The following is a 21,384-nucleotide window of genomic DNA, read 5'->3' on the forward strand; positions in this document are numbered from 1 at the left end:
AGGCGAGACGCCTGATGCGCGCGCCGGACGCTCTGTCGGCGTCCCTCGGCTCGCCCATAGAGCCTCGTCCGGCCGGCGGATTCAACCGGAACGGAAGCGGCTCAGAGAAGCTGGCCCTGGCCGCCCTTGTCGGACGGATCGGCGCGCCTGGGCCGCGCGGCCGGGCGCGCCGCCGCCGGACCGGCCGCGACGGCGCCCACGTCGCCGTCGGCAAAGGTCAGCGTCAGCGCCTCGCCGGATGTGACCATGCCGGCCCGGGTCACGGCCTTGCCCTTGCCGTCGCGCACCAGCACGAAGCCGCGCGCCAGCACGCCCTGGTGCGACAGCGCCTCGACGAGCTTCCAGGCGGTCTCCAGCCGGTCCCGCCGGGCGGCGACGGTGCGCCGGTAGACGGGCTCCAGCCGCCCGCCGGCCTCGTCGAGGTCCTTGCGGTGCGCCAGCACCGTGCGCAGCAGGATCGCCGGCGTCAGCCGCTTCTCGCACTGGTCGAACTGGCGACGTCTCGCCGGCACGGCCAGCACCCAAGGACGCAGTCGTCCCGACGACTTCTGAAGGCTCAGTCGATGGGCCGCAACCGCCGCGGACAGGGCATTGGTGAGCCGCGTGCTGGCCATGTCGAACCGCTGCCGGGACGGCGCCACCAGGTCGGTCGGACCCGGCATCGCACGCGAGAGACCACGCAACTCCGACCGGCGCCCATCGAGCAGCCGCCGCAGCGCCGCGAAGTGGCGCCGCGCGCGGTCGTCGACGATGGCGATGAGTTCGGAGCGCACCGGCACGGCGAGCTCGGCGGCCGCCGTCGGGGTCGGCGCGCGGACGTCGGCGACGAAGTCGATGAGGGTGGTGTCGGTCTCGTGGCCGACCGCCGAGATGACCGGGATCGTCGAGGCGGCGACGGCGCGGACGACCTTCTCGTCGTTGAAGCCCCAGAGATCCTCCAGGCTGCCGCCGCCGCGCGCCACGATCATCACGTCGGGGCGCGGGATCCGGCCGTCCGGCGTCAGCGCGTTGAAGCCGGCCACGGCCGCCGCGACCTCGCCGGCGGACTCCTCGCCCTGTACCCGCACAGGCCAGACCAGCACGTGCACGGGGAAGCGGTCGGTGAGCCGGTGCAGGATGTCGCGGATCACCGCGCCGGTGGGCGAGGTGACGACGCCGATGACCCGCGGCAGGTACGGCAGCTTCACCTTGCGCTCGGCGTCGAACAGGCCCTCCTCGGTGAACGCCTTGCGCCGCGCTTCCAGGAGCGCCATCAGCGCGCCGGCGCCGGCCGGTTCGATCGCCTCGATGACGATCTGGTACTTGGAGGCGCCGGGGAAGGTGGTGATGCGCCCGGTGGCGATCACCTCCATGCCCTCCTCGGGCTTGAACTTCAGCTTGGAGAAGGCAGTGCGCCAAACGACGGCCTCCAGACGGGCGCGCTCGTCCTTCAGCGAGAAATAGGCGTGGCCCGACGAATGCGGGCCGCGATAGCCGGAGATCTCGCCGCGCACCCGCACGAAGCCGAACGCGTCCTCCACCGTGCGCTTCAACGCGCCGGAGATCTCCGAGACGGTGTATTCGCCGGCATTGGAGGCCAGCGATGTCGGGCTTTCCGGCGCCATCTTGTCTTCGCGCTCGCTGAGGGGTTCGGGGGTCGAATCGGCGATCCGGCCCCCTCCAGCCTAGAGCCTTCCGCGACCGGGTGGGAACACCCGATCGACAGGCGATGTCCCCGGCATCAGGCCGGGGCGACGTGCTCCTGGTCGCCGGACGGTGCCGGCTCCGGGTTGTCCTTCCGGCGCTTCGGATCCTTGATCCCGAACCAGGCGACGTAGAGGGCCGGCAGGAACAAGAGCGTCAGCACTGTGCCGACGATGATGCCGCCCATCATCGCGTAGGCCATCGGCCCCCAGAACACCTCTCGGGAGATCGGGATCAGCGCCAGCGAGGCGGCGGCCGCGGTGAGCATGATCGGCCGCATGCGGTGTTCGGTGGCCTCGATCACCGCGTCCCACCTGTCGTGGCCCATGGCGATCAGGTGCTCGATCTGCACGATCAGGATGACGGAGTTCCGGATCAGGATGCCGATCAGCGCGAGCACGCCGAGGATCGCCACGAACCCGAGCGGCGCCCCGGAGGGGAGCAGCGCGGCGACGACGCCGATGATGCCGAGCGGCGCCACCGCCACCACCAGGAACATGCGCTGGAAGCTCTGGAGCTGCACCATCAGCAGCGTCGCCATGATGATCAGCATGAGCGGCGCGACCGCGGCGATCGGGCCCTGCGACTTGGCGCTTTCCTCCACCGCGCCGCCCGTCTCGATCTTGTAGTCTTCGGGGAGCTCCGCCCGCAGCGCGTCGAGCTTCGGCTCGAGCTGGGCGACGACGGTCGCCGGCTGCACGGCCGCTGAAATGGCCGACTTGACCGTGATGGTGGGGATGCGGTTGCGCCGCCAGATGAAGGGCTGCTCCTGCTCGTAGTGGAACGTCGCGATCGCCGCGAGCGGGAAGGACTGGCCGCCCCTGGTGGGGATCTGGAGGTTCTCGAGCATCTCGATCGACGACCGGTCGGACGAGATCGCGCGGCTCACCACGTCGACCAGATAGATGGAATCGCGGATCTGCGTGGCGGTGGAGCCGCCGACGATGCCGTTCATCACCGAGGCGACGTCCCTGGACGTCACCCCGAGCTGGCGGGCCTTGTCCTGGCGGATGTCGATCTTCACCATCCGCGCCGGCTCGTTCCAGTCGAAGGTGACGCGGTCGGTATTGGGGTTGTCGCCGACGATGCTCGCCACCTGCTGCGCGTAGGCGCGGACCTTCGAGGTGTCCGGACCGCTGACGCGGAACTGGACGGGACGGCCGACGGGCGGTCCGATGTCGAGGGTGTGCACGAAGATGTCCGTTCCGATGAACTCCGTCTCGCCGAGCTCCCGGAGCCGCGCGATCACCCGGTCCCGGGCCTCGACGCCGGTGGTCATGATGACGATCTGGCCGAAATTCGGGCTCGCCGGCTGGACGTCGTAGGAGAGCAGGAAGCGCTCGGCGCCCCGGCCGACATAGGACGACCAGAAGCGGATGTCGTCGTCGCCTTCGAGCGCCTTCTCGAAGCGGTCCATGTCCGCCCTGGTCTTGTTGATCGAGGCGTTCTGCGGACCGGTCCAGTCGATGATGACCTCCGGACGATCGGACGACGGGAAGAACTGCTGCTGGACGAAGCCCATGCCGAAGATCGCGGCCGCGAACATGCCGAGCGTCGCGGCGATGGTCAGCCACTTGAAGCGGACGCAGAAGGTCAGCAGCCACCGGAAGAGGCGGGCGAAGCGGCTCGGCTTGTCGTGATGCTTCTTCATCGTCTTCGGCAGCATCGTCACGCCGATCAGCGGCGTGAACACCACCGCGACGATCCACGAGACGACCAGCGACACCGCGATGACGACGAACAGCGTGAAGGTGAACTCGCCGGCGGCGCTGTTGTTGAGGCCGACGGGGATGAAGCTCGCCACCGTCACCAGGGTGCCGGTGAGCATCGGGAAGGCGGTCGAGGTGTAGACGTGCGTCGCCGCCTTCTCGAGGCTCTCGCCCAGTTCCAGGCGGGACACCATCATCTCCACGGCGATCATCGCGTCGTCGACCAGCAGGCCGAGGGCGATAATGAGCGCGCCCAGCGAGATGCGCTGCAGCGAGATGTCGAGATACTCCATGCTCAGGAAGGTGATGGCCAGCACGAGCGGGATCGACAGCGCCACCACCAGCCCGGCGCGGAACCCGAGGCTGATGAACGAGACGGCGAGCACGATGGCGATCGCCTCGATGAGCGCCTTGACGAACCCGCCGACCGCCTCCTCGACCACGTGCGGCTGATCGGAGACCTTGTTGATGGTCACGCCGACGGGAAGCTCGGCCTCGATCCGGTCGATCTTCTCGGTCAGCGCCTCGCCGAACTCCAGGAGGTTCGCGGCCGGCTTCATGCCGATGGCGAGGCCGATGGCCGGCTGGCCGTTGTAGCGGAAGAGCGACGACGGCGGATCATCGTAGCCGCGCCGGATCGTCGCCACGTCGGAGAGCCGGAAGAAGCGGTCGTTGATCCAGAGGTTGACCTTGCTCAGGTCCTTCTCCGACCCGAACTGCCCGTTGGTGCGCACGAAGACCCGCTCGCCGTCGGCCTCGATCGTGCCGGAGGGGGCAACCGCGTTCTGCGCGCTGAGCGCGTTGACGATGGTCTCCTGGGTGAGCCCGAGCGCCGCCATCTGCTGGGTCGAGAACTCCAGATAGATGACCTCGTCCTGGGCGCCCACCAGATTGACCTTGCCGACGTTGGGAACGCTGAGGATCTGGGTGCGGGCGGCCTCGACGTAGTCGCGAAGCTGGCGCTGCGTCAGCCCGTCGGAGGTGAAGGCATAGATGTTGCCGAAGACATCGCCGAAATCGTCGTTGAAGAAGGGCCCCTGCACACCCGACGGCAGGTCGCCCTTGATGTCGGACAGGATGTTGCGCACCCGCACCCACGTGTCGGACACGACGCGGCCCTGGGCGGTGTCCAGGAGGTTCACGAAGATCGTGGTGCTGCCCGGCGAGGTGAGGCTCTTGGTGTAGTCGAGGGTCGGGATTTCCTCGAGCTTGCGTTCCAGGCGGTCGGTGACCTGGGTGGTCATGTCCTGCACCGACGCGCCGGGCCAGGCGGCGGAGACCACCATCGTCTTGATGGTGAAGTTCGGGTCCTCCTCGCGGCCGAGGTTGAAGTAGGCGAGGATGCCGGCCACGGAGGCCATGATCATGAAGAACCAGATCAGCGATCGGTGGTTCAGCGCCCATTCCGACAGGTTGAAGGGCTTCATATGGCCATCTCCACGTCGATGCTGACCTTCTGACCCTCGGCGAGGGAGTGGACGCCGGCCGTCACGACCCTGTCGCCGACATCGACGCCGCGCGCGATCTGGACCGGCCCGCCGGTCGACGCGTTCGCCACCTGCACGGGCCGTCGGGAAACCGTCAGGCTCTCGGGATCGACGACCCAGACGAAGGTGCCGTCGCCCTCCGTGAGCAGGGCGGAGCGCGGCAGGTCGACGTGGGCGACGTCCGTGCCGGCGGGCGTCGCCAGCACCGTCGTTCCGATGCGGAAGGCCGGCGCGGGATCGTTGAGCGTGATGCGGATCCGCCGGGTGCGGGTCGCCTCGTCGGCCTGCGGCGCGATCTCCCGCACCCGCCCGCTGGCGGACAGGTCGACGTCGGCCTGCAGCTTGACGGTGAAGACGTCGCCGACGCTGATCGTCGGCGCGATCTCGTCGGGAACGTCCATCACGGCCTCCCGCACCTCGGCCTGCGCGACGGTGACCACCGTGAGGCCCTGGGTCACGATCTGGCCGACCTCGAGGTTGACGTCGGTCACGATGCCGTCGGTCTGGGAGCGGAGCTGGGTGTAGGAGAGCTTCTCGTTGGCCTTGTCGAGGCGGGCCTCCCCCTGCAGGACCGACGCGTTCGCGGCGGCGAGCGCCTCCTCGGCGGTGTCGACCTCGGCCTGCGACGCCGCGTTGACCTTGAAGAGCGCGACCTTGCGCGCCTTCGTTGCGGCCGCGTTCTCCTGCTGCGCCCTGGCCTTGTCGAGCTCCGCCTCCAGCTGGCGGACGGCGAGCTCGAGGGCCCGGGAATCCAGCGACGCCAGGACGTCCCCCGCCCTGACCTGTTGGCCGACCTGAACATTGCGGGCGACCACCCGCCCCAGCACCCGGAAGCCGAGTTCGTGCGAGAAGCGCGGCTCGACCCTGCCGGTGAAGCTTTCCACCGCATCGGGCTGCAGCGACGCCACCACGGAGAGGACCGGACGTACCGCCGGCTCCCGTTCCGCGTCGCTTTCCGAACAGCCCGCGAGCCCGGTCAGCGCAGCAAGCGCGACGAGGCCGACAAAAACGATCTTCGCTCTCATGACGAAGCCTCCGGTTCGGCGGTGACGACCTGGCCCGCGTGAAGGAACTGGCCACCGCGGACCACCACGCTCTCTCCACTCTTGAGGCCGCTGCTGAGCAGCACCTCGCCGGTCTCGTAGCGATCGACGACGACCTGTCGCAGCGCGACGCTGCGCGTCTGCGGATCGAAGACCCAGACGGCCGGGGCGCCCTCGCTTGCCGTCAGCGCCGTCCACGGGAGCGAGACGAGATCCTGCGGGGGCCAATGACCGATGCCGATCACGGCGGCGCCGAGCCCCATGGCGGGGGGCGGATCTATCAGCGAAATCTTGACGCGGACCGTGCCGGTCTGCGGATCGATGGTCGGGGAGACCTCGCGCACCACCCCGCTCGCCCGCACGGCGGGGTCGGATCGGAGCCGGATCTCGATGTCACCGTCCGGCGGGGGCTGGGTGAGCAGGGATTCGTGGACCTCGAAGGTCGCGTCGCGGTCACCGTCCGGGGCCAGTGTGAAGACGGTCTGGGCGGCGGACACCACCTGCCCGACCTCCGCGTCGCGCGCGGTGATCACCCCGTCGGCGTCGGCCACCAGCGTGGTGAACGACAGCTCGTTCTCGGCCGTGCCGATGTCGGCCTTGGCGGATTGGACCGACCCCTGCGCGACCCGCAGGCGCTCCTGCGCCTCGTCGAGGCTGCTGCGGGTGGTGAAGCCCTTCTGCATCAGCTTCTGCTGGCGGCTGAAGCTGCTCTCCGCCTGGGCCAGCGTGGCCTCGGCCGCCCGCAGCGTGGCGTTGGCGATGTCGAGGTCCGCCTGCTGCTCCTTCGTTTCGAGCCTGGCCAGGACGTCCCCCTTCTTCACGTGGTCGCCAACGCCGGCGTCACGCTCGGAGATCCGGCCCGCGGTGCGGAACGACAGGTTGCTCTCGAAGCGGGCGGTGACGGTGCCGACCAGCGCGATCCGGCGCGAGACCGGCGCGTAGGAGACCACCTGCAGCGCGACGCGCTCCTCCTTCTTTGGCGCGGCCGACTGCTCGGGACCGCAGGCCGAGAGGGACGCAACGGCGGCGACGAGCAGGCCAGCGCGCACGACCCGCCAACCGGCGTCGGTCAGAGCCCCACTCCCAAAGCGCATGATGAAACTCCGGCAATCGAACTGAACGGTTTAGTATGATCTACTTGACCACTCGGAGGGGCCGTGTCAATCTCTGACTAAACAGTTTAGTTCAATTATGTGGGGAGGCGATGACCATGGCCAATACCGCGGGCGATCAAATCCTGGAGGCACCTGCCCTGCCGAGCAGCGTGCCGGAGTATCTGAGGCACCTGGCGGAGCTGGACCGCTCCAATCCGAAGGTCCGTCAGCTGATGGACGCCGCCTATCAGCTTTTCCTGATTCACCCGTACGACGCCGTCAGCACCGACGCGATCGCCAAGGCGGCGTCGGTCTCCAAGGCGACCCTGTACGTCTACTTCCCGAGCAAGGAGGCCCTGTTCGCCGCCCTCGTCAGCGAGAAGTGCGAGCGGACGGAGCATCTGATCTGGTCGGCGCTGCCCACGTCGCAGGGGATCCACGAGGTCCTGCTGTCGATCGCACGGCAGTTCATCCAGATCTTCGCGTCGTGCGACGGGCTTGCGTTTTACCGCAGCCTCATCGCGCAGATTCCGCGCTTTCCGGAGCTGGGCGAGATCTTCTACGAATCCGGTCCCCGCATCGTGCACGAGAAGCTCGAGGCCCTGCTGCGCACGGCCGACGCGCAGGGGCAGCTGGCGGTCCCGGACCCGGCCCTGGCGGCCCGGCAGTTCCTGCAGCTGGTCTCCGCCGACATCCAGCTGCACGGCCTGCTCGGACTGCCGCCGCTGAGCGAGCAGCGGGTTTCCGAGACGATCGAAAGCGGCGTGGCGCTGTTCGTGCGGGGCTACAGCCCCCATGGCGAGGCGGCCTGAAGCCCTTGCCCCGGGATCGGTGGCGCGGCCAGCCGCGAACGCGGCCCTTCACAGCTCCGCCGTCCCTGACATAAGACGGCACGGCGTTCCTTCATTCCGCCGGGACGCGCAAGCGCGGGCGCAGCCGGCCCGTGCGGATCCCGAACCCTGGACCCGGTCTCCGCCATGGCCCGCTACGACTTCACGACGCCGCGCCTGTTCGTCGACGACCCGCTCGGCCCCGAGGCCCGGATCGAGCTCGATGCCGCGCGCACCAACTACGTGAAGAACGTGATGCGGCTCGCCGAGGGCGCGCCGATCCTCGTCTTCAACGGCCGCGACGGCGAATGGCGCGCGACGGTCGCCTCGCTTGCCCGCAAGGCGACGACGCTCGCCTGCCAGGAGCAGACGCGCCCGCAGGAGCCGCTGCCCGACCTCGCCTACCTGTTCGCGCCGCTGAAGCACGCGCGCCTCGACTACATGGTGCAGAAGGCCGTCGAGATGGGGGCCGGGCGGATGATGCCGGTGTTCACCCGCCACACCCAGGCGAGCCGCGTCAATCTGGAGCGGATGCGCGCGAACGTGATCGAGGCCGCGGAACAGTGCGGCATCATCGCCGTTCCGGAGGTGGCGGAGCCGGCGCGGCTCGACCGCCTGCTCTCCACCTGGGAGCGCGACGAGCCAGGCCGGCGCATCGTGTTCTGCGACGAGGGCGCCGGCGTCGCCAACCCCGTCGCCGCGCTGTCGGGACTGGAGCCCGGGCCGCTGGCGCTGCTGATCGGGCCGGAGGGCGGCTTTTCGGAAGACGAACGCACCGTGCTGCTCGCCCACCCGTCCGTCACCGCGATCTCGCTCGGCCCGCGCATCCTGCGGGCCGATACCGCCGCCGTGGCGGCACTCGCCACCCTGCAGGCCACGCTCGGGGACTGGCGCTGACGCCGGATTTCCTGCTTGGTCTTTTCCCCTCTCGCGATCGATCGGATTTTCGCCCGGATCGGTGCACGAGAACTCGTTTGTTTCGATGGATCGGCCCGGCTAATGTCCGGCGCCAAATCGATAGATGGCCGGAAGCTAGATGGCTCGCGACACGACTGACGATACGCCGATCCAGGATCGGGACACTCTCGCCGCGTGGATCGCCGACGGCGAAAAGCCGCCTGCCGCCTTCCGCATCGGCACCGAGCACGAGAAGTTCGGCTTCGTGCGCGATACCCTCAATCCGGCCCCCTACGACGGGCCGCGCGGCATCTCGCAGCTGCTGAAGGGCATGGAATCGCTGCTCGGCTGGGAACCCATCATGGACGGCGACGCCATCATCGGGCTCGTCGACCCGATCGGCGGCGGCGCCATCAGCCTGGAACCGGGCGGCCAGTTCGAGCTCTCCGGCGCGCCGCTGGAGACGCTGCACCAGACCTGCCGCGAGGCCAACGCCCACCTCGCCCAGGTGCGCGAGATCGCCAAGCCGCTCGGCCTCGGCTTCCTCGGCATCGGGGTTGCGCCGACCTGGTCGCGCGAGGACATGCCGCGCATGCCGAAGCAGCGCTACGAGATCATGACCGAGTACATGAAGAAGGTCGGCACGCTCGGCCTCGACATGATGTACCGGACCGCGACCATCCAGGTGAACCTCGACTATTCGAGCGAAGCCGACATGGTGAAGAAGCTCAGGACCAGCCTGGCGCTGCAGCCGATCGCGACCGCGCTGTTCGCCAACTCGCCGTTCCTCGACGGCAAGCCCAACGGCTTCCTGTCGTTCCGCTCCGAGGTCTGGAAGCACACCGACCCCGACCGCACCGGCATGCTGCCCTTCGCGTTCGACGAAGGCTTCGGCTACCAGCAGTACGTCGACTGGGTGGTCGACGTGCCGATGTACTTCGTCAAGCGCGGCGACCGCTACGTCGACGTGACCGGCCACACGTTCGGCGAGTTCATGGAGGGCAAGCTGCCGATGCTGCCCGGCGAGCTGCCGACCATCGGCGACTGGACCAACCACATCTCCACCACCTTCCCCGAAGTCCGGCTCAAGAAGTTCCTGGAGATGCGCGGCGCCGACGGCGGCCCATGGCGGCGGATCTGCGCGGTGCCGGCGCTGTGGGTCGGCCTGCTCTACGACGACGGCATCCTCGACCAGGCCTGGCAGCTGGTGAAGGACTGGACCGAGGAAGACCGGCAGACGCTGCGCGACGCCGTTCCGCGCGAGGGGCTGCAGGCAACCGTCGCCGGACGCACCGTGCTGGAGGTCGCCCGCGAGATGGTGGCGCTCTCCCGCGAGGGCCTGAAGCGGCGCGGGCGGCTCAACAGCTCCGGCAGCGACGAGACACAGTTCCTCGGCCCGCTGGAGGAGGTCATCGCCACCGGCCGCACCATGGCCGAGCGGATGCTCGACCAGTACAAGGGCCCGTGGGGCGCCAACCTCGACCACATCTTCACCGACTACGCCTTCTGAGCGGCGGGGCGCGCCGCACCGGCCCGGTTCCGGTGGCGCGCCTACGGGCGCCTGCGACCGGCTCCTCCGGGTCGGCTGGGCGCCGGAGAACGGCGGCGAGGTGCTGGACGACCCGATCCCGATCGGCATCTGCGCAGCCAGCAACGTCGACATGGACGACAACGGGATCTCCTTCGACTGACGCCTGACCGCGCATTCGCGAGGCTGGCGGCACCCGGGAGCCGGCGCCGGCATCGGCGCGGGCGATGGGCGGCGTGGCGCTCACGCCAAGGCCCGGCCGGACGTGGCCCGACGGCTTTTCTCCCGGGGCTCCGAAGCGATCTGGCCCTTCGGATGGCCGCGTCCGCATTGGGCAATTTCCCCAAAGCTCCGTGGGACGACCGGCCCGTTGGGCAGCCGCCCTCGCCGCTGATTTCTGAAAATTCAATATCTTAGCCCGAATCCCACAGCTGCTTCGCAGGTCGGCTGCGGGCCATCGCGCCCCCTTGCCTCTTGCGGGTTCAAGGTATAAAGATATCTTTATATCGAACTCCAATGATCCGAGGCAGAACGTGGTGCCCGAAGGTACAAACGAGATGATTGTCGACAGCGTGATCGGCCTTGACGCACTGGTGGGCGGACTGCGCGCCGCCGGCGAGCCGACACGCCTGCGCATCCTCGCCCTGCTCGCCGGCGCCGATCTCACGGTGAAGGACCTGACCACCATCCTCGGCCAGAGCCAGCCACGCATCTCGCGCCACCTCAAGCTGCTCACCGACGCGGGCCTGATCGTCCGCGCTCCGGAGGGCGCCTGGGCCTACTACCGGCTTACCGAAGTGGATTCCGGCTCGCGGCTGGCGGATCACCTGCTCCTGCAGCTCGACCCCGCCGACCCTACGCTGTCGCGCGACCGCGAGCGGCTCGCCGCCGTGCAGCGCGGCCATGCCGAGACGGCGGCCGCCTACTTCGCCGCCAACGCCCACGCCTGGGACGCCCTGCGCTCGCTGCACGTGCCGGAAGCCTCGGTCGAGCGCGCCATGCGCGGGCTGATCGGCACCGCGCCCATCCAGTCGCTGCTCGACCTCGGCACCGGCACCGGGCGGACGCTCGAGCTGTTCGCCGACCTTTACGAGCGCGCCCTCGGCATCGACGCCAGCTCGGCGATGCTGTCGGTCGCGCGGGTCAACCTGTCGAAGGCGGGCATTCAGCACGCGCGCGTGCGCCAGGGCGACATCTTCGCCCTGCCCGTCCCCCCGGATTCCTACGACCTGGTGACGCTTCACCAGGTCCTGCACTACCTCGAGGACCCGGCCGGCGCGATCGAGGAGGCCGCCCGCGCGGTGCGTCCCGGCGGCCGGCTGCTGGTCGTCGACTTCGCCCCGCACGGGCTGGAGTTCCTGCGCTCCGACCATGCCCACCGCCGGCTCGGCTTCTCCCACGAGCAGGTCTCGACCTGGCTCGCGCTCGCCGGCCTCGACACCGTCGTCGTGCAGGATCTCGCGCCCGAGGGCGCCTCCGCCGACGATCTCACCGTCACCCTTTGGCTCAGCCGCGACGCCCGCACGCAGATCGCCGCCGAGCCCACCACGCAAGCCTTGGAGACCACCGGATGAACGAGACCACCCCGCTCGCCCGCACTCAGGCGGCCCACCCGCCGATTTCGGCCTCCTTCGAGTTCTTCCCGCCGAAGAACCAGGCGATGGAGGACACCCTGTGGGCGTCGATCCAGCGCCTGGAGCCGCTGCGGCCGCGCTTCGTCTCGGTGACCTACGGGGCCGGCGGTTCGACCCGCGAGCGCACCCATCGCACCGTCAAGCGCATCATCGACGAGACCTCGCTGAGGCCGGCCGCCCACCTGACCTGCGTCGGCGCGACGAAGGACGAGGTGAACGAGGTCATCCGCGACTACTGGGCCGCCGGCATCCGGCACATCGTCGCCCTGCGCGGCGACCCGCCGGCCGGCGCCGGAACGGCCTACACCCCGCATCCGGGCGGCTACGCCAACGGCGCCGAGCTGACCGCCGGCATCCGCGCCGTCGGCGATTTCGAGGTCTCCGTTTCGGCCTATCCCGAGCGGCATCCCGACAGCGCCGACTGGAGCGTCGAGATGGACAACCTGAAGCGCAAGCAGGATGCCGGCGCCACGCGGGCGATCACCCAGTTCTTCTTCGAGAACGATCTGTTCGAGGCGTACCTGGAGCGCGTCGCCAAGGCCGGCGTCACCCTGCCGATCGTGCCGGGCATCGTGCCGGTCCACAATTTCCAGCAGGTCGCCCGCTTCTCCGCCGCCTGCGGAACGACCGTCCCGGCGTGGCTGGAGCGGCGCTTCGAAGGCCTCGACGACGATGCCGAGACGCGGCGGCTGGTGGCGGCGGCGGTGGCCGCGGAACAGGTGCTCGACCTCAACTCCCGCGGCATCACCGACTTCCACTTCTACACCATGAACCGCTCCGAACTGGTCTACGCGCTCTGCCACCTGCTTGGCCTGCGCGCCGACGCCCAGATCGAAGCCGCCGCCTGAGGCGCCTGCGGGTCCGGGTCGAACCGATTCGGACCTTTCGGACCGTTGCGGTCCGACCGCAACGCGACCCGGCCGACGACACCTGATGGCCCGGCCGAGTTCGGCGGGCCGTTCGCCTACGAACCAAGGGACTTTTCCAATGGCTCTTCGCCGCTCCGACACCTTCGACCGCTTTCGCGCCGCCGCCGCGGATCGCATCCTCGTGCTCGACGGTGCCATGGGAACGATGATCCAGGACCTGCGGCTCGACGAGGCGGCGTTCCGGGGAGAGCGCTTCGCCGACTGGCCGAAGGACCTGAAGGGCAACAACGACCTTCTGATCCTGACCCAGGGCGAGGCGATCGAGGGGATCCACCGGGCCTATCTGGAGGCGGGCGCCGACATCGTCGCCACCAACACCTTCTCCTCCACCACCATCGCCCAGGCCGACTACGGCATGGAGGAGCTGGCCTTCGAGCTGAACAAGGAAGGCGCCCGGCTGGCGCGTTCGGCCGCCGACACGGTGACCGCCCAGACGCCGGACCGGCCGCGCTTCGTCGCCGGCGCCATCGGCCCGACCAACCGCACCGCCTCGATCTCGCCCGACGTCAACGACCCCGGCTACCGCGCCGTCACCTTCGACGGGCTGGCAGAGGCCTACGGCCAGGCGGCGCGTGGCCTCATCGAGGGCGGCGCCGACCTGATCCTGCTCGAGACGATCTTCGACACGCTCAACGCCAAGGCCGCGATCTACGCCTTCGAGCTGCTGTTCGAGGAGCTCGGCTACCGCGTGCCGGTGATGATCTCCGGCACCATCACGGATCTCTCCGGGCGGACGCTCTCCGGCCAGACGCCGACCGCCTTCTGGCACTCGGTCGCCCACGCCGCGCCGACGACCGTCGGCCTCAACTGCGCGCTCGGCGCCAAGGAGCTGCGCGGCCACATCTCGGAGCTCTCCAAGGTCGCCGACACGCTCATCTGCGCCTATCCGAACGCCGGCCTGCCGAACGAACTCGGCGAGTACGACGAGAGCCCGGAAGCGATGGCCCGTCAGCTCGACGACTTCGCGCGCGACGGGCTCGTCAACGTGCTCGGCGGCTGCTGCGGCACGACCCCGGACCACATCCGCGCCATCGCCGAGATCGCCGCGATCCACAAGCCGCGCCAGATCCCGACCATCGAGCCGCGCATGCGGCTGTCGGGGCTGGAGCCGTTCGTGCTCACCAAGGACATCCCGTTCGTCAACGTCGGCGAGCGCACCAACGTCACCGGCTCGGCCCGCTTCCGCAAGCTGATCAAGGAAAACGACTACGCCACCGCGCTGGAGGTCGCCCGCGACCAGGTGGAGAACGGCGCCCAGATCATCGACGTCAACATGGACGAGGGGCTGCTCGATTCCGAGGCGGCGATGGTCACCTTCCTCAACCTGATTGCCGCCGAGCCCGACATCGCGCGCGTGCCGATCATGGTGGACTCGTCCAAGTGGACGGTCATCGAGGCTGGCCTGAAGTGCATCCAGGGCAAGGGCATCGTCAACTCGATCTCCCTCAAGGAGGGCGAAGAAGCGTTCCTGGTCCAGGCCGAGAAGGTGCGCCGCTACGGCGCCGCGGTCGTCGTCATGGCCTTCGACGAGGACGGCCAGGCCGACACCTACGAGCGCAAGATCCAGATCTGCGAGCGCTCCTACAAGATCCTGACCGAACAGGTCGGCATCCCGCCCCAGGACATCATCTTCGATCCGAACATCTTCGCGGTGGCGACCGGCATCGAGGAGCACAACAACTACGGCAACGACTTCATCAAGGCGACCGGCTGGATCCGCGAGAACCTGCCCCACGCCCACATCTCGGGCGGCGTGTCGAACCTGTCGTTCTCGTTCCGCGGCAACGAGCAGGTCCGCGAGGCGATGCACTCGGTGTTCCTCTACCATGCCATCCAGAAGGGCATGGACATGGGCATCGTCAACGCGGGCCAGCTGGCCGTCTACGACGACCTGGCGCCCGAGCTGCGCGAGCTGTGCGAGGACGTCGTCCTCAACCGGCGCGCCGACGGCACCGACCGCCTGCTTGAGGCGGCCGAGCGCTACAAGGCCGGCGGCGGCAAGGCCCGCGTCGTCGATCTCGCCTGGCGCGAGCAGCCGGTCGAGAAGCGCCTCGAGCACTCGCTGGTGCACGGCATCACCGACTACATCGACGAGGACGTCGAGGAGGCCCGCGCCCGCGCCGAGCGCCCGCTGCACGTCATCGAGGGCCCGCTGATGGCCGGCATGAACGTGGTCGGCGACCTGTTCGGCGCCGGCAAGATGTTCCTGCCCCAGGTGGTCAAGTCGGCCCGCGTCATGAAGAAGGCCGTCGCCTACCTGATGCCCTACATGGAGGAGGAGAAGAAGCGGCTCGGCAACACCGATCGCTCCAACGCCGGCAAGGTGCTGCTCGCCACCGTGAAGGGCGACGTCCACGACATCGGCAAGAACATCGTCGGCGTCGTGCTCCAGTGCAACAACTTCGAGGTCATCGACCTGGGCGTCATGGTGCCCTCCCAGCGCATCCTGGAGACGGCGAAGGCGGAGAAGGTCGACATCATCGGCCTGTCGGGCCTGATCACGCCGTCGCTCGACGAGATGTGCGCGGTGGCCGCGGAGATGGAGCGCGAGGGCTACGACGTGCCGCTGCTGATCGGCGGCGCCACCACCTCCAAGGTCCACACCGCCGTCAAGATCCACCCGAACTACCACCGGGGCCAGGCGATCTACGTGACCGATGCGTCGCGCGCCGTCGGCGTCTGCTCCAAGCTGATGGCCGACAACCGCAACGGCTACTTCGACGAGGTGCGCGCCGACTACGAGAAGACGGCGGAAACGTACTCGCGCGGCCAGTCGGCCAAGAAGCGGCTGCCGCTCGCCGACGCCCGCGCCAAGCGGACGAAGGTGGACTGGGCCGCGAGCGAGATCACCCGCCCGAGCTTCTTCGGCACCAAGACGTTCGAGAACTACCCGCTGGCGACGCTTGCCGAGTACATCGACTGGACGCCGTTCCTGGCCGCCTGGGAAATCCGGGGCACCTATCCGCTCGTCCTCGACGACCCGAAGGTCGGCCCGGCCGCCCGCGCCGTCATGGACGACGCCAAGGTGATGCTGAAGCAGATGGTCGAGGAGAACTGGCTGACGGCCAACGGCGTCATCGGCTTCTGGCCGGCCGGCGCCGAGGGCGACGACATCGTCGTGTTCGAGGACGAGGCGCGCACCAAGAAGATCGCCACGCTGCACACGCTGCGCCAGCAGATCGCCCGCGACCGCGAGCGGCCGAACGCCGCGCTGGCCGACTTCATCGCCCCGCTCGACAGCGGCGTGCCGGACTATATCGGCGGCTTCTGCGTGACCGCCGGCATCGGCGAGGACGCGGTGGCGGAACGCTACGGCAAGGACAACGACGACTACTCGAAGATCATGTCCCAGTCGCTGGCCGACCGGCTCGCCGAGGCGTTCGCCGAGCACATGCACCAGCGCGTGCGCCGGGAGTTCTGGGGCTACGCCCCGGACGAGGATCTTACGCCCACCGACCTGATCGCGGAGAAGTACCAGGGCATCCGCCCGGCGCCCGGCTATCCGGCCCAGCCCGACCACACCGAGAAGCAGACGCTGTTCGACCTCCTCGACGCGGAGGCCGCGACCAGCGTGAAGCTGACGGAATCGTTCGCCATGTGGCCGGCCTCGTCGGTCTCGGGGCTCTATTTCGGCCGGCCGGAGAGCTACTACTTCGGCGTCGGCAAGATCGAGCGCGACCAGATCGAGGACTACGCCGCCCGCAAGGGCTGGACGGTGGAGCTGGCCGAGCGCTGGCTCGCGCCGATCCTCAACTACCAGCCCCAGGCGCTGAAGGAAGCGGCCGAGTAGAGGCGCTCGCGACGCCCACGCCGGGAGCGCCAGCTCCCGGCTGCGCGGGGGCGCCAGTTCCCTGGCCAGCCGCCGTCCGCCGCACGGTCAGCCTTCGACTTTGGCAATGACGTCATCCACGCAGGTCTGTGAGGCCAGATCCCCGTCTCCGCTGTGCCAGGGGCCATCGCGGAGCGTGACGCCGGACACTCCGTCGAGGCGAAGGCAGCGCCAGTCTCCGTCCGGTGGAAGCCCCGTCGAACTCCCGCCGCCAAACTGAAACACCAGGGCGCGCGCCCGGCCATTCTTCCAGCCGACAACGTGCACGCAGCATTCCCGGCGGGATCCATCGTACGTGCAGACGAGCTGCTTCTTCTCCAGCACCGCCGCGACGAACTTTTCGACAACCCGGTCCATGAGGGACATCCCGTCCACGCTTCGGAGGAAACACCCTACCTCTGGAAAGCGCCCTCGGGACGGGCAGATTTTTCCGTGACCCGATCGACGGATCTAACGGAGGGCGGCGCAGCCACCCTTCCCCGGCCCGCATTCGGAATGCCAGCCCGTCAGATCTTCCGGAGCGCCACCGTGTCGATGCGGTGGGCGGTGTCCTTGGACAGGATCAGGTCGGCGCGCGGCCGGGTCGGGCGGATGTTCTCGCGCAGGTTGACCAGGTTGATCCGCTCCCACAGCCCGTTGGCGAAGGCGAGCGCCTCCTCCTCGGAAATGTCGGCGTACTTGTGGAAGTAGGAGCGCGGATCGTGGAAGCGCGTGCCCTTCAGCCGCATGAAGCGGTCGATATACCAGTTGTGCAGCACGTCCTCGTCGGCCTCGATGTAGATCGAGTAGTCGAAGAAGTCGGAGACGAACGGCACGCCGCGGCTTTCCCGCGACAGCCGGCTCGTCTGCAGCACGTTCAGCCCTTCCAGGATGAGGATGTCCGGCCGGTCGACGGTGATCCGCTCGCCCTCGACCACGTCGTAGGTCAGGTGCGAATAGACCGGCGCCTCGACGTGACGCTTGCCGGCCTTCACGTCGTGCAGGAAGGCGAGCAGCGTCTTCAGGTCGTAGCTTTCCGGAAAGCCCTTGCGCTCCATCAGCCCCTCCGCCTCCAGCACGGCGTTGGGGAACAGGAAGCCATCGGTGGGGACCAGATCGACGGTGGGGCTGGTGGGCCAGCGGGCGAGCAGCTCCTGCAGCAGGCGCGCGGTGGTCGACTTGCCGACCGCGACCGATCCGGCGATGCCGATCACGAACGGGATCTGCCCGTCGTTGCGGCCGAGGAAGCGGTTGGTGGTGGCGTGCAGCGCCTGGGTGGCCTCGACGTACATCGACAGGAGACGGGCCAGCGGCAGGTAGATCGCCTCCACCTCCTCCAGGTCCACCTGGTCGTTGAACGCCTGGAGCTCCTGCACCTCCTCCGCCGACAGCGTCATCGGCGTGTCGGCCCTCAGCCGCGCCCATTCAGCCTTCGAGAAGACGCGATAGGGCGAAAGCTCCATCGGATTGGATGTGTCCATGACTGTGTCCGACGCCCGCTCGGCCCTCACGGCCTGGCGATCTTCCCGCCCGGATCGTTCCGATCCCCGACGGCCACGACTGGCTCCGGACACGTTGGCCGGAGCCGCTTCCTATCGGCCAGGCGACGCCTGACCGGACGGGGCTCTCGCCGCCTTCTCCTCCAGGCCCGTCTGGCCCGTCCGCCGCTCAAGCTCGGCGAGGACATCCGCAAGGGCGACGTCCCTCACCTGGAGCAGCACCAGGAGATGATAGAGAACATCCGCCGCCTCGCTGCGCAAGCCGTCGCGGTCGCCCTCGACGGCGGCGACCACCGCCTCCACTGCCTCTTCGCCGAACTTGCGGGCGCAGTAGGCCGGACCGCGACCGGCGAGCTTCGCCGTGTAGGAGGTCTCCGGATCGGCCGCCGCGCGGGTGGCCACGATGGCGGCAAGCGCCGCCAGATCGAAGCCGTTGCCTGTCGCGCCGCTCATGTCAGGCGCATCGGAATGCCGGCGGACGCCATGTGCTCCTTCGCCTCGCGAATGGAGTGGGTGCCGAAATGGAAGATCGAGGCGGCCAGCACGGCCGAGGCGTGCCCATCGCGCACGCCGGCCACGAGATCATCCAGGTCGCCGACGCCGCCGGAGGCGATGACGGGGATGGTCACCGCATCGGACACCGCCTTCACCAGCGCGATGTCGTAGCCGTCCTTGGTGCCGTCCCGGTCCATCGAGGTCAGCAGGATCTCGCCTGCGCCCAGCGCCTCGACCTCCTTGGCGTATTCGATGGCGTCGAGATCGGTGTGGCGGCGGCCGCCGTGGGTGAACACCTCCCAGCGGTCCGGCTCGCCCTCGCGGCTCACCTTCTTGGCGTCGATGGCGACGACGATGCACTGGCTGCCGAACTTTTCCGCCGCGCGGCGCACGAAGTCCCGGTCGTTCACCGCGGCGGTGTTGATGGACACCTTGTCGGCCCCGGCCAGCAGCAGCTGGCGGATGTCGTCGTTGGTGCGCACGCCGCCGCCGACGGTCACCGGCATGAAGCAGACCTCGGCGGTGCGCCGCACCACGTCAAGCAGGATCGCCCGCTCCTCGTGGCTGGCGGTGATGTCCAGGAAGCACAGCTCGTCGGCGCCGGCCGCGTCGTAGGCGATCGCCGCCTCGACGGGATCGCCGGCATCGACGAGGTCGACGAACTGGACGCCCTTGACGACGCGTCCCTCGTGGACGTCGAGGCAGGGAATGATGCGGGTCTTCAGCACGTCGTGTTGCCTGTTCGCTGCAGTGTGGGTGCGGCCGGGGACATCCGGACTAGAGCATGTCCCCGGCGGATCGGAAAGTCAGGCCGCCTGCTTCATGCGGACGAGCGCGGCCTGCGGATCGAGCCGTCCGTCGTAGAGCGCGCGGCCGGCGATGGCGCCGGCGAGCCGCGCCATGCGCGGCGCCGCCAGCGCCTCGATGTCGGCCATGTCCTTGAGCCCGCCGGAGGCGATCACCGGAATGTCGACGGCCTCGGCCAGCGCCAGCGTCTCGTCCAGGTTGAGGCCCGACAGCATCCCGTCGCGGGCGATGTCGGTGTAGATGATCGCCGCCACGCCCGCGTCCTCGAACCGCCGGGCGAGGTCGACGGCCAGCGTCTCCGCCGTTTCCGCCCAGCCCTCGACCGCGACGCGGCCGCCGCGCGCGTCGATGCCGACGGCGATCTGCCCGGGATGGGCCTTGCAGGCCTCGATCACCAGCTCCGGATTGCGCAGCGCCGCCGTGCCGAGGATCACCCGGGTGATGCCGCGGCCGAGCCAGGCCTCGATGCCCGCCATGTCGCGAATGCCGCCGCCGAGCTGCACCGGCACCTCGACCGCCGCCAGGATCGCCTCGACCGCGTCGACGTTGACGCTCTTGCCGGCGAACGCGCCGTTGAGGTCGACGATGTGCAGCCATTCGAAGCCGGCACTGGCGAACGCCGCCGCCTGGTTCGCCGGGTTGTCGTTGAACACGGTGGCGCGCGCCATGTCGCCCTGCAACAGGCGCACGCAGTTGCCGTCCTTCAGATCGATTGCGGGAAAGAGGATCACGGTTTCCACTTCAGGAAGTTGGCGAGAAGGGCGATGCCGAGCTTCTCGCTCTTTTCGGGATGAAACTGGGTGCCGATCATGTTGTCGCGGGCGACCACGGCGGTGACCGGGCCGGCATAATCGGTGGTCGCGACCAGGTCCTCGTCGTCGAAGACGTCGAGGTGGTAGGAATGCACGAAGTAGGCGTGCCAGCCGTCCGGACCCGTCGGGATGCCCTCCAGCACCGGATGGCGCTGGGTGACGTCGAGCGTATTCCACCCCATGTGCGGGATCTTCAGGGTGGGGTCGGCGGGCTCGATGCGCTTCACGTCGCCGTGGATCCAGCCGAAGCCGGGCGTCACCTCGTGCTCGAGGCCGCGATCGGCCATCAGCTGCATGCCGACGCAGATGCCGAGGAACGGCACGCCGACGCGGCTCACCGTGTCGCGCACCACGTCCAGCATGTCGGCTTCGGTCTCCAGTCCGCGGCGGCAGTCGGCGAAGGCGCCCACGCCCGGCAGGATCAGGCGGTCGGCATGCGCCACCCGGTCGGTGTCGGCGGTGACGTGCAGCTCGATGTCGATGCCCGCTTCCTTGGCGGCCCGCTCGACGGCCTTGGCGGCGGAGCGCAGATTGCCGGAGCCGTAGTCGACGATGACGACGTTCATCGTGCATTCCTTGTGTCGGGAAACAGTCCGAAGATGCCGGGATCTCCGGGAGAAAGCGGCGACGGAGCCACCCGTGCGGCGGGCCGGCCGTCGACGTGGGCCGCGCGGGCCGGCGTCGCCGGCTCGGCCACGACGGCGCCCTCGGCGAGCCAGCTGTCGAAGAAGCGCCGCTCGCAGTCGACCCGCCTGGCGCCGCTGACGATGCCGGCGAAGCGGTAGCCGCGCCGCATCAGCGCCCAGCGCCGGAGCCCGTTCGCCTCGAAGCCGAAGAGCACGGCGAGCGCCATGCCGGCGAGCCCCGGCACCGGGCCGCCAATCAGCGACAGCCCGAACTCGAGCCCGATGGCCACCAGGATGAAGGCGAGGAGCAGCAGCCACAGCCCGTTGAACAGCAGCCACAGCACCGGGAACAGCATCGCCAGCCACGAGAAGCCGTCGCGCACGAACACCGTGCGCTCCGCCGTCTGCTCGACGCCCGACGCCCTGGCCGGGGGTGGAAGAAGGACCGTGTACACGGCCATGTCGCGATTTCCTCGATCTCGACTGCGCGGCCTGTCCGGAAA

At 69.0% G+C, this 21,384-nt stretch carries 17 protein-coding genes; 6 read left to right on the forward strand and 11 right to left on the reverse strand.

What is annotated here, in order from left to right; genetic code table 11:
- Nucleotides 1–101 precede the first annotated feature (101 nt).
- The 4 genes from xseA to AB7M35_RS11095 all read right to left on the reverse strand — a co-directional run bounded on the left by xseA (nucleotide 102) and on the right by AB7M35_RS11095 (nucleotide 7,016).
- The gene (gene xseA / locus AB7M35_RS11080) at nucleotides 102–1,604 is read right to left on the reverse strand and encodes an exodeoxyribonuclease VII large subunit (RefSeq protein ID WP_453959725.1); all 1,503 of its coding nucleotides are present in this window, start codon (nucleotides 1,602–1,604) and stop codon (nucleotides 102–104) included.
- A 116-nt stretch (nucleotides 1,605–1,720) separates the two neighbouring features.
- On the reverse strand, nucleotides 1,721–4,819 hold the full coding sequence (locus tag AB7M35_RS11085) for an efflux RND transporter permease subunit (protein ID WP_453959726.1): 3,099 nt from the start codon (nucleotides 4,817–4,819) through the stop codon (nucleotides 1,721–1,723).
- Nucleotides 4,816–5,904: an efflux RND transporter periplasmic adaptor subunit gene (locus tag AB7M35_RS11090; protein WP_453959728.1), complete on the reverse strand. Its 1,089-nt coding sequence runs from the start codon at nucleotides 5,902–5,904 to the stop codon at nucleotides 4,816–4,818. Before AB7M35_RS11090 ends, AB7M35_RS11085 begins: the two co-directional genes overlap by 4 nt.
- Nucleotides 5,901–7,016 carry an efflux RND transporter periplasmic adaptor subunit gene (locus tag AB7M35_RS11095; RefSeq protein ID WP_453959730.1) on the reverse strand — a complete coding sequence of 372 codons (1,116 nt, stop codon included), beginning with the start codon at nucleotides 7,014–7,016 and terminating at the stop codon, nucleotides 5,901–5,903. Before AB7M35_RS11095 ends, AB7M35_RS11090 begins: the two co-directional genes overlap by 4 nt.
- Before the next feature lie 116 nt (nucleotides 7,017–7,132).
- Between AB7M35_RS11095 and AB7M35_RS11100 the strand changes: the two genes are divergently transcribed.
- From AB7M35_RS11100 to metH, 6 genes are all read left to right on the forward strand, one after another.
- On the forward strand, nucleotides 7,133–7,828 hold the full coding sequence (locus AB7M35_RS11100; RefSeq protein ID WP_453959732.1) for a TetR/AcrR family transcriptional regulator: 696 nt from the start codon (nucleotides 7,133–7,135) through the stop codon (nucleotides 7,826–7,828).
- A 165-nt stretch (nucleotides 7,829–7,993) separates the two neighbouring features.
- Nucleotides 7,994–8,743: a 16S rRNA (uracil(1498)-N(3))-methyltransferase gene (locus AB7M35_RS11105; protein ID WP_453959733.1), complete on the forward strand. Its 750-nt coding sequence runs from the start codon at nucleotides 7,994–7,996 to the stop codon at nucleotides 8,741–8,743.
- A 139-nt stretch (nucleotides 8,744–8,882) separates the two neighbouring features.
- On the forward strand, nucleotides 8,883–10,253 hold the full coding sequence (locus AB7M35_RS11110) for a glutamate--cysteine ligase (protein WP_453959735.1): 1,371 nt from the start codon (nucleotides 8,883–8,885) through the stop codon (nucleotides 10,251–10,253).
- Between the two features lie 575 nt (nucleotides 10,254–10,828).
- Nucleotides 10,829–11,845: an ArsR/SmtB family transcription factor gene (locus AB7M35_RS11115; protein WP_453959737.1), complete on the forward strand. Its 1,017-nt coding sequence runs from the start codon at nucleotides 10,829–10,831 to the stop codon at nucleotides 11,843–11,845.
- Nucleotides 11,842–12,753: a methylenetetrahydrofolate reductase [NAD(P)H] gene (gene metF / locus AB7M35_RS11120; protein ID WP_453959740.1), complete on the forward strand. Its 912-nt coding sequence runs from the start codon at nucleotides 11,842–11,844 to the stop codon at nucleotides 12,751–12,753. The genes AB7M35_RS11115 and metF overlap by 4 nt, the downstream gene beginning before the upstream one ends.
- 139 nt (nucleotides 12,754–12,892) lie before the next feature.
- The gene (gene metH, locus AB7M35_RS11125; RefSeq protein WP_453959742.1) at nucleotides 12,893–16,624 is read left to right on the forward strand and encodes a methionine synthase; all 3,732 of its coding nucleotides are present in this window, start codon (nucleotides 12,893–12,895) and stop codon (nucleotides 16,622–16,624) included.
- Nucleotides 16,625–16,711: 87 nt separating this feature from the next.
- Here the strand turns inward: metH and AB7M35_RS11130 are convergent, their stop codons facing one another.
- The 7 genes from AB7M35_RS11130 to AB7M35_RS11160 all read right to left on the reverse strand — a co-directional run bounded on the left by AB7M35_RS11130 (nucleotide 16,712) and on the right by AB7M35_RS11160 (nucleotide 21,342).
- A complete protein-coding gene (locus AB7M35_RS11130) occupies nucleotides 16,712–17,020 on the reverse strand; it encodes a hypothetical protein (RefSeq protein ID WP_453959745.1) in 309 nt (102 codons plus the stop codon).
- Between the two features lie 149 nt (nucleotides 17,021–17,169).
- Complete coding sequence (gene coaA, locus AB7M35_RS11135; protein ID WP_453959747.1) at nucleotides 17,170–18,123, reverse strand: type I pantothenate kinase; 954 nt, start codon at nucleotides 18,121–18,123, stop codon at nucleotides 17,170–17,172.
- Between the two features lie 111 nt (nucleotides 18,124–18,234).
- Complete coding sequence (locus AB7M35_RS11140; protein WP_453959749.1) at nucleotides 18,235–18,594, reverse strand: phosphoribosyl-ATP diphosphatase; 360 nt, start codon at nucleotides 18,592–18,594, stop codon at nucleotides 18,235–18,237.
- The gene (gene hisF / locus AB7M35_RS11145; RefSeq protein WP_453959750.1) at nucleotides 18,591–19,364 is read right to left on the reverse strand and encodes an imidazole glycerol phosphate synthase subunit HisF; all 774 of its coding nucleotides are present in this window, start codon (nucleotides 19,362–19,364) and stop codon (nucleotides 18,591–18,593) included. The genes AB7M35_RS11140 and hisF overlap by 4 nt, the downstream gene beginning before the upstream one ends.
- A 78-nt stretch (nucleotides 19,365–19,442) precedes the next feature.
- Entirely contained in the window at nucleotides 19,443–20,174 is a 732-nt protein-coding gene (gene hisA, locus AB7M35_RS11150; protein ID WP_453959752.1) for a 1-(5-phosphoribosyl)-5-[(5-phosphoribosylamino)methylideneamino]imidazole-4-carboxamide isomerase, read from the reverse strand.
- Entirely contained in the window at nucleotides 20,171–20,821 is a 651-nt protein-coding gene (hisH, locus tag AB7M35_RS11155) for an imidazole glycerol phosphate synthase subunit HisH (RefSeq protein ID WP_453959755.1), read from the reverse strand. The genes hisA and hisH overlap by 4 nt, the downstream gene beginning before the upstream one ends.
- The gene (locus tag AB7M35_RS11160) at nucleotides 20,818–21,342 is read right to left on the reverse strand and encodes a DUF2628 domain-containing protein (protein ID WP_453959758.1); all 525 of its coding nucleotides are present in this window, start codon (nucleotides 21,340–21,342) and stop codon (nucleotides 20,818–20,820) included. Before AB7M35_RS11160 ends, hisH begins: the two co-directional genes overlap by 4 nt.
- Nucleotides 21,343–21,384: the final 42 nt, after the last annotated feature.

It is taken from the genome of Amorphus suaedae, assembly GCF_053629675.1.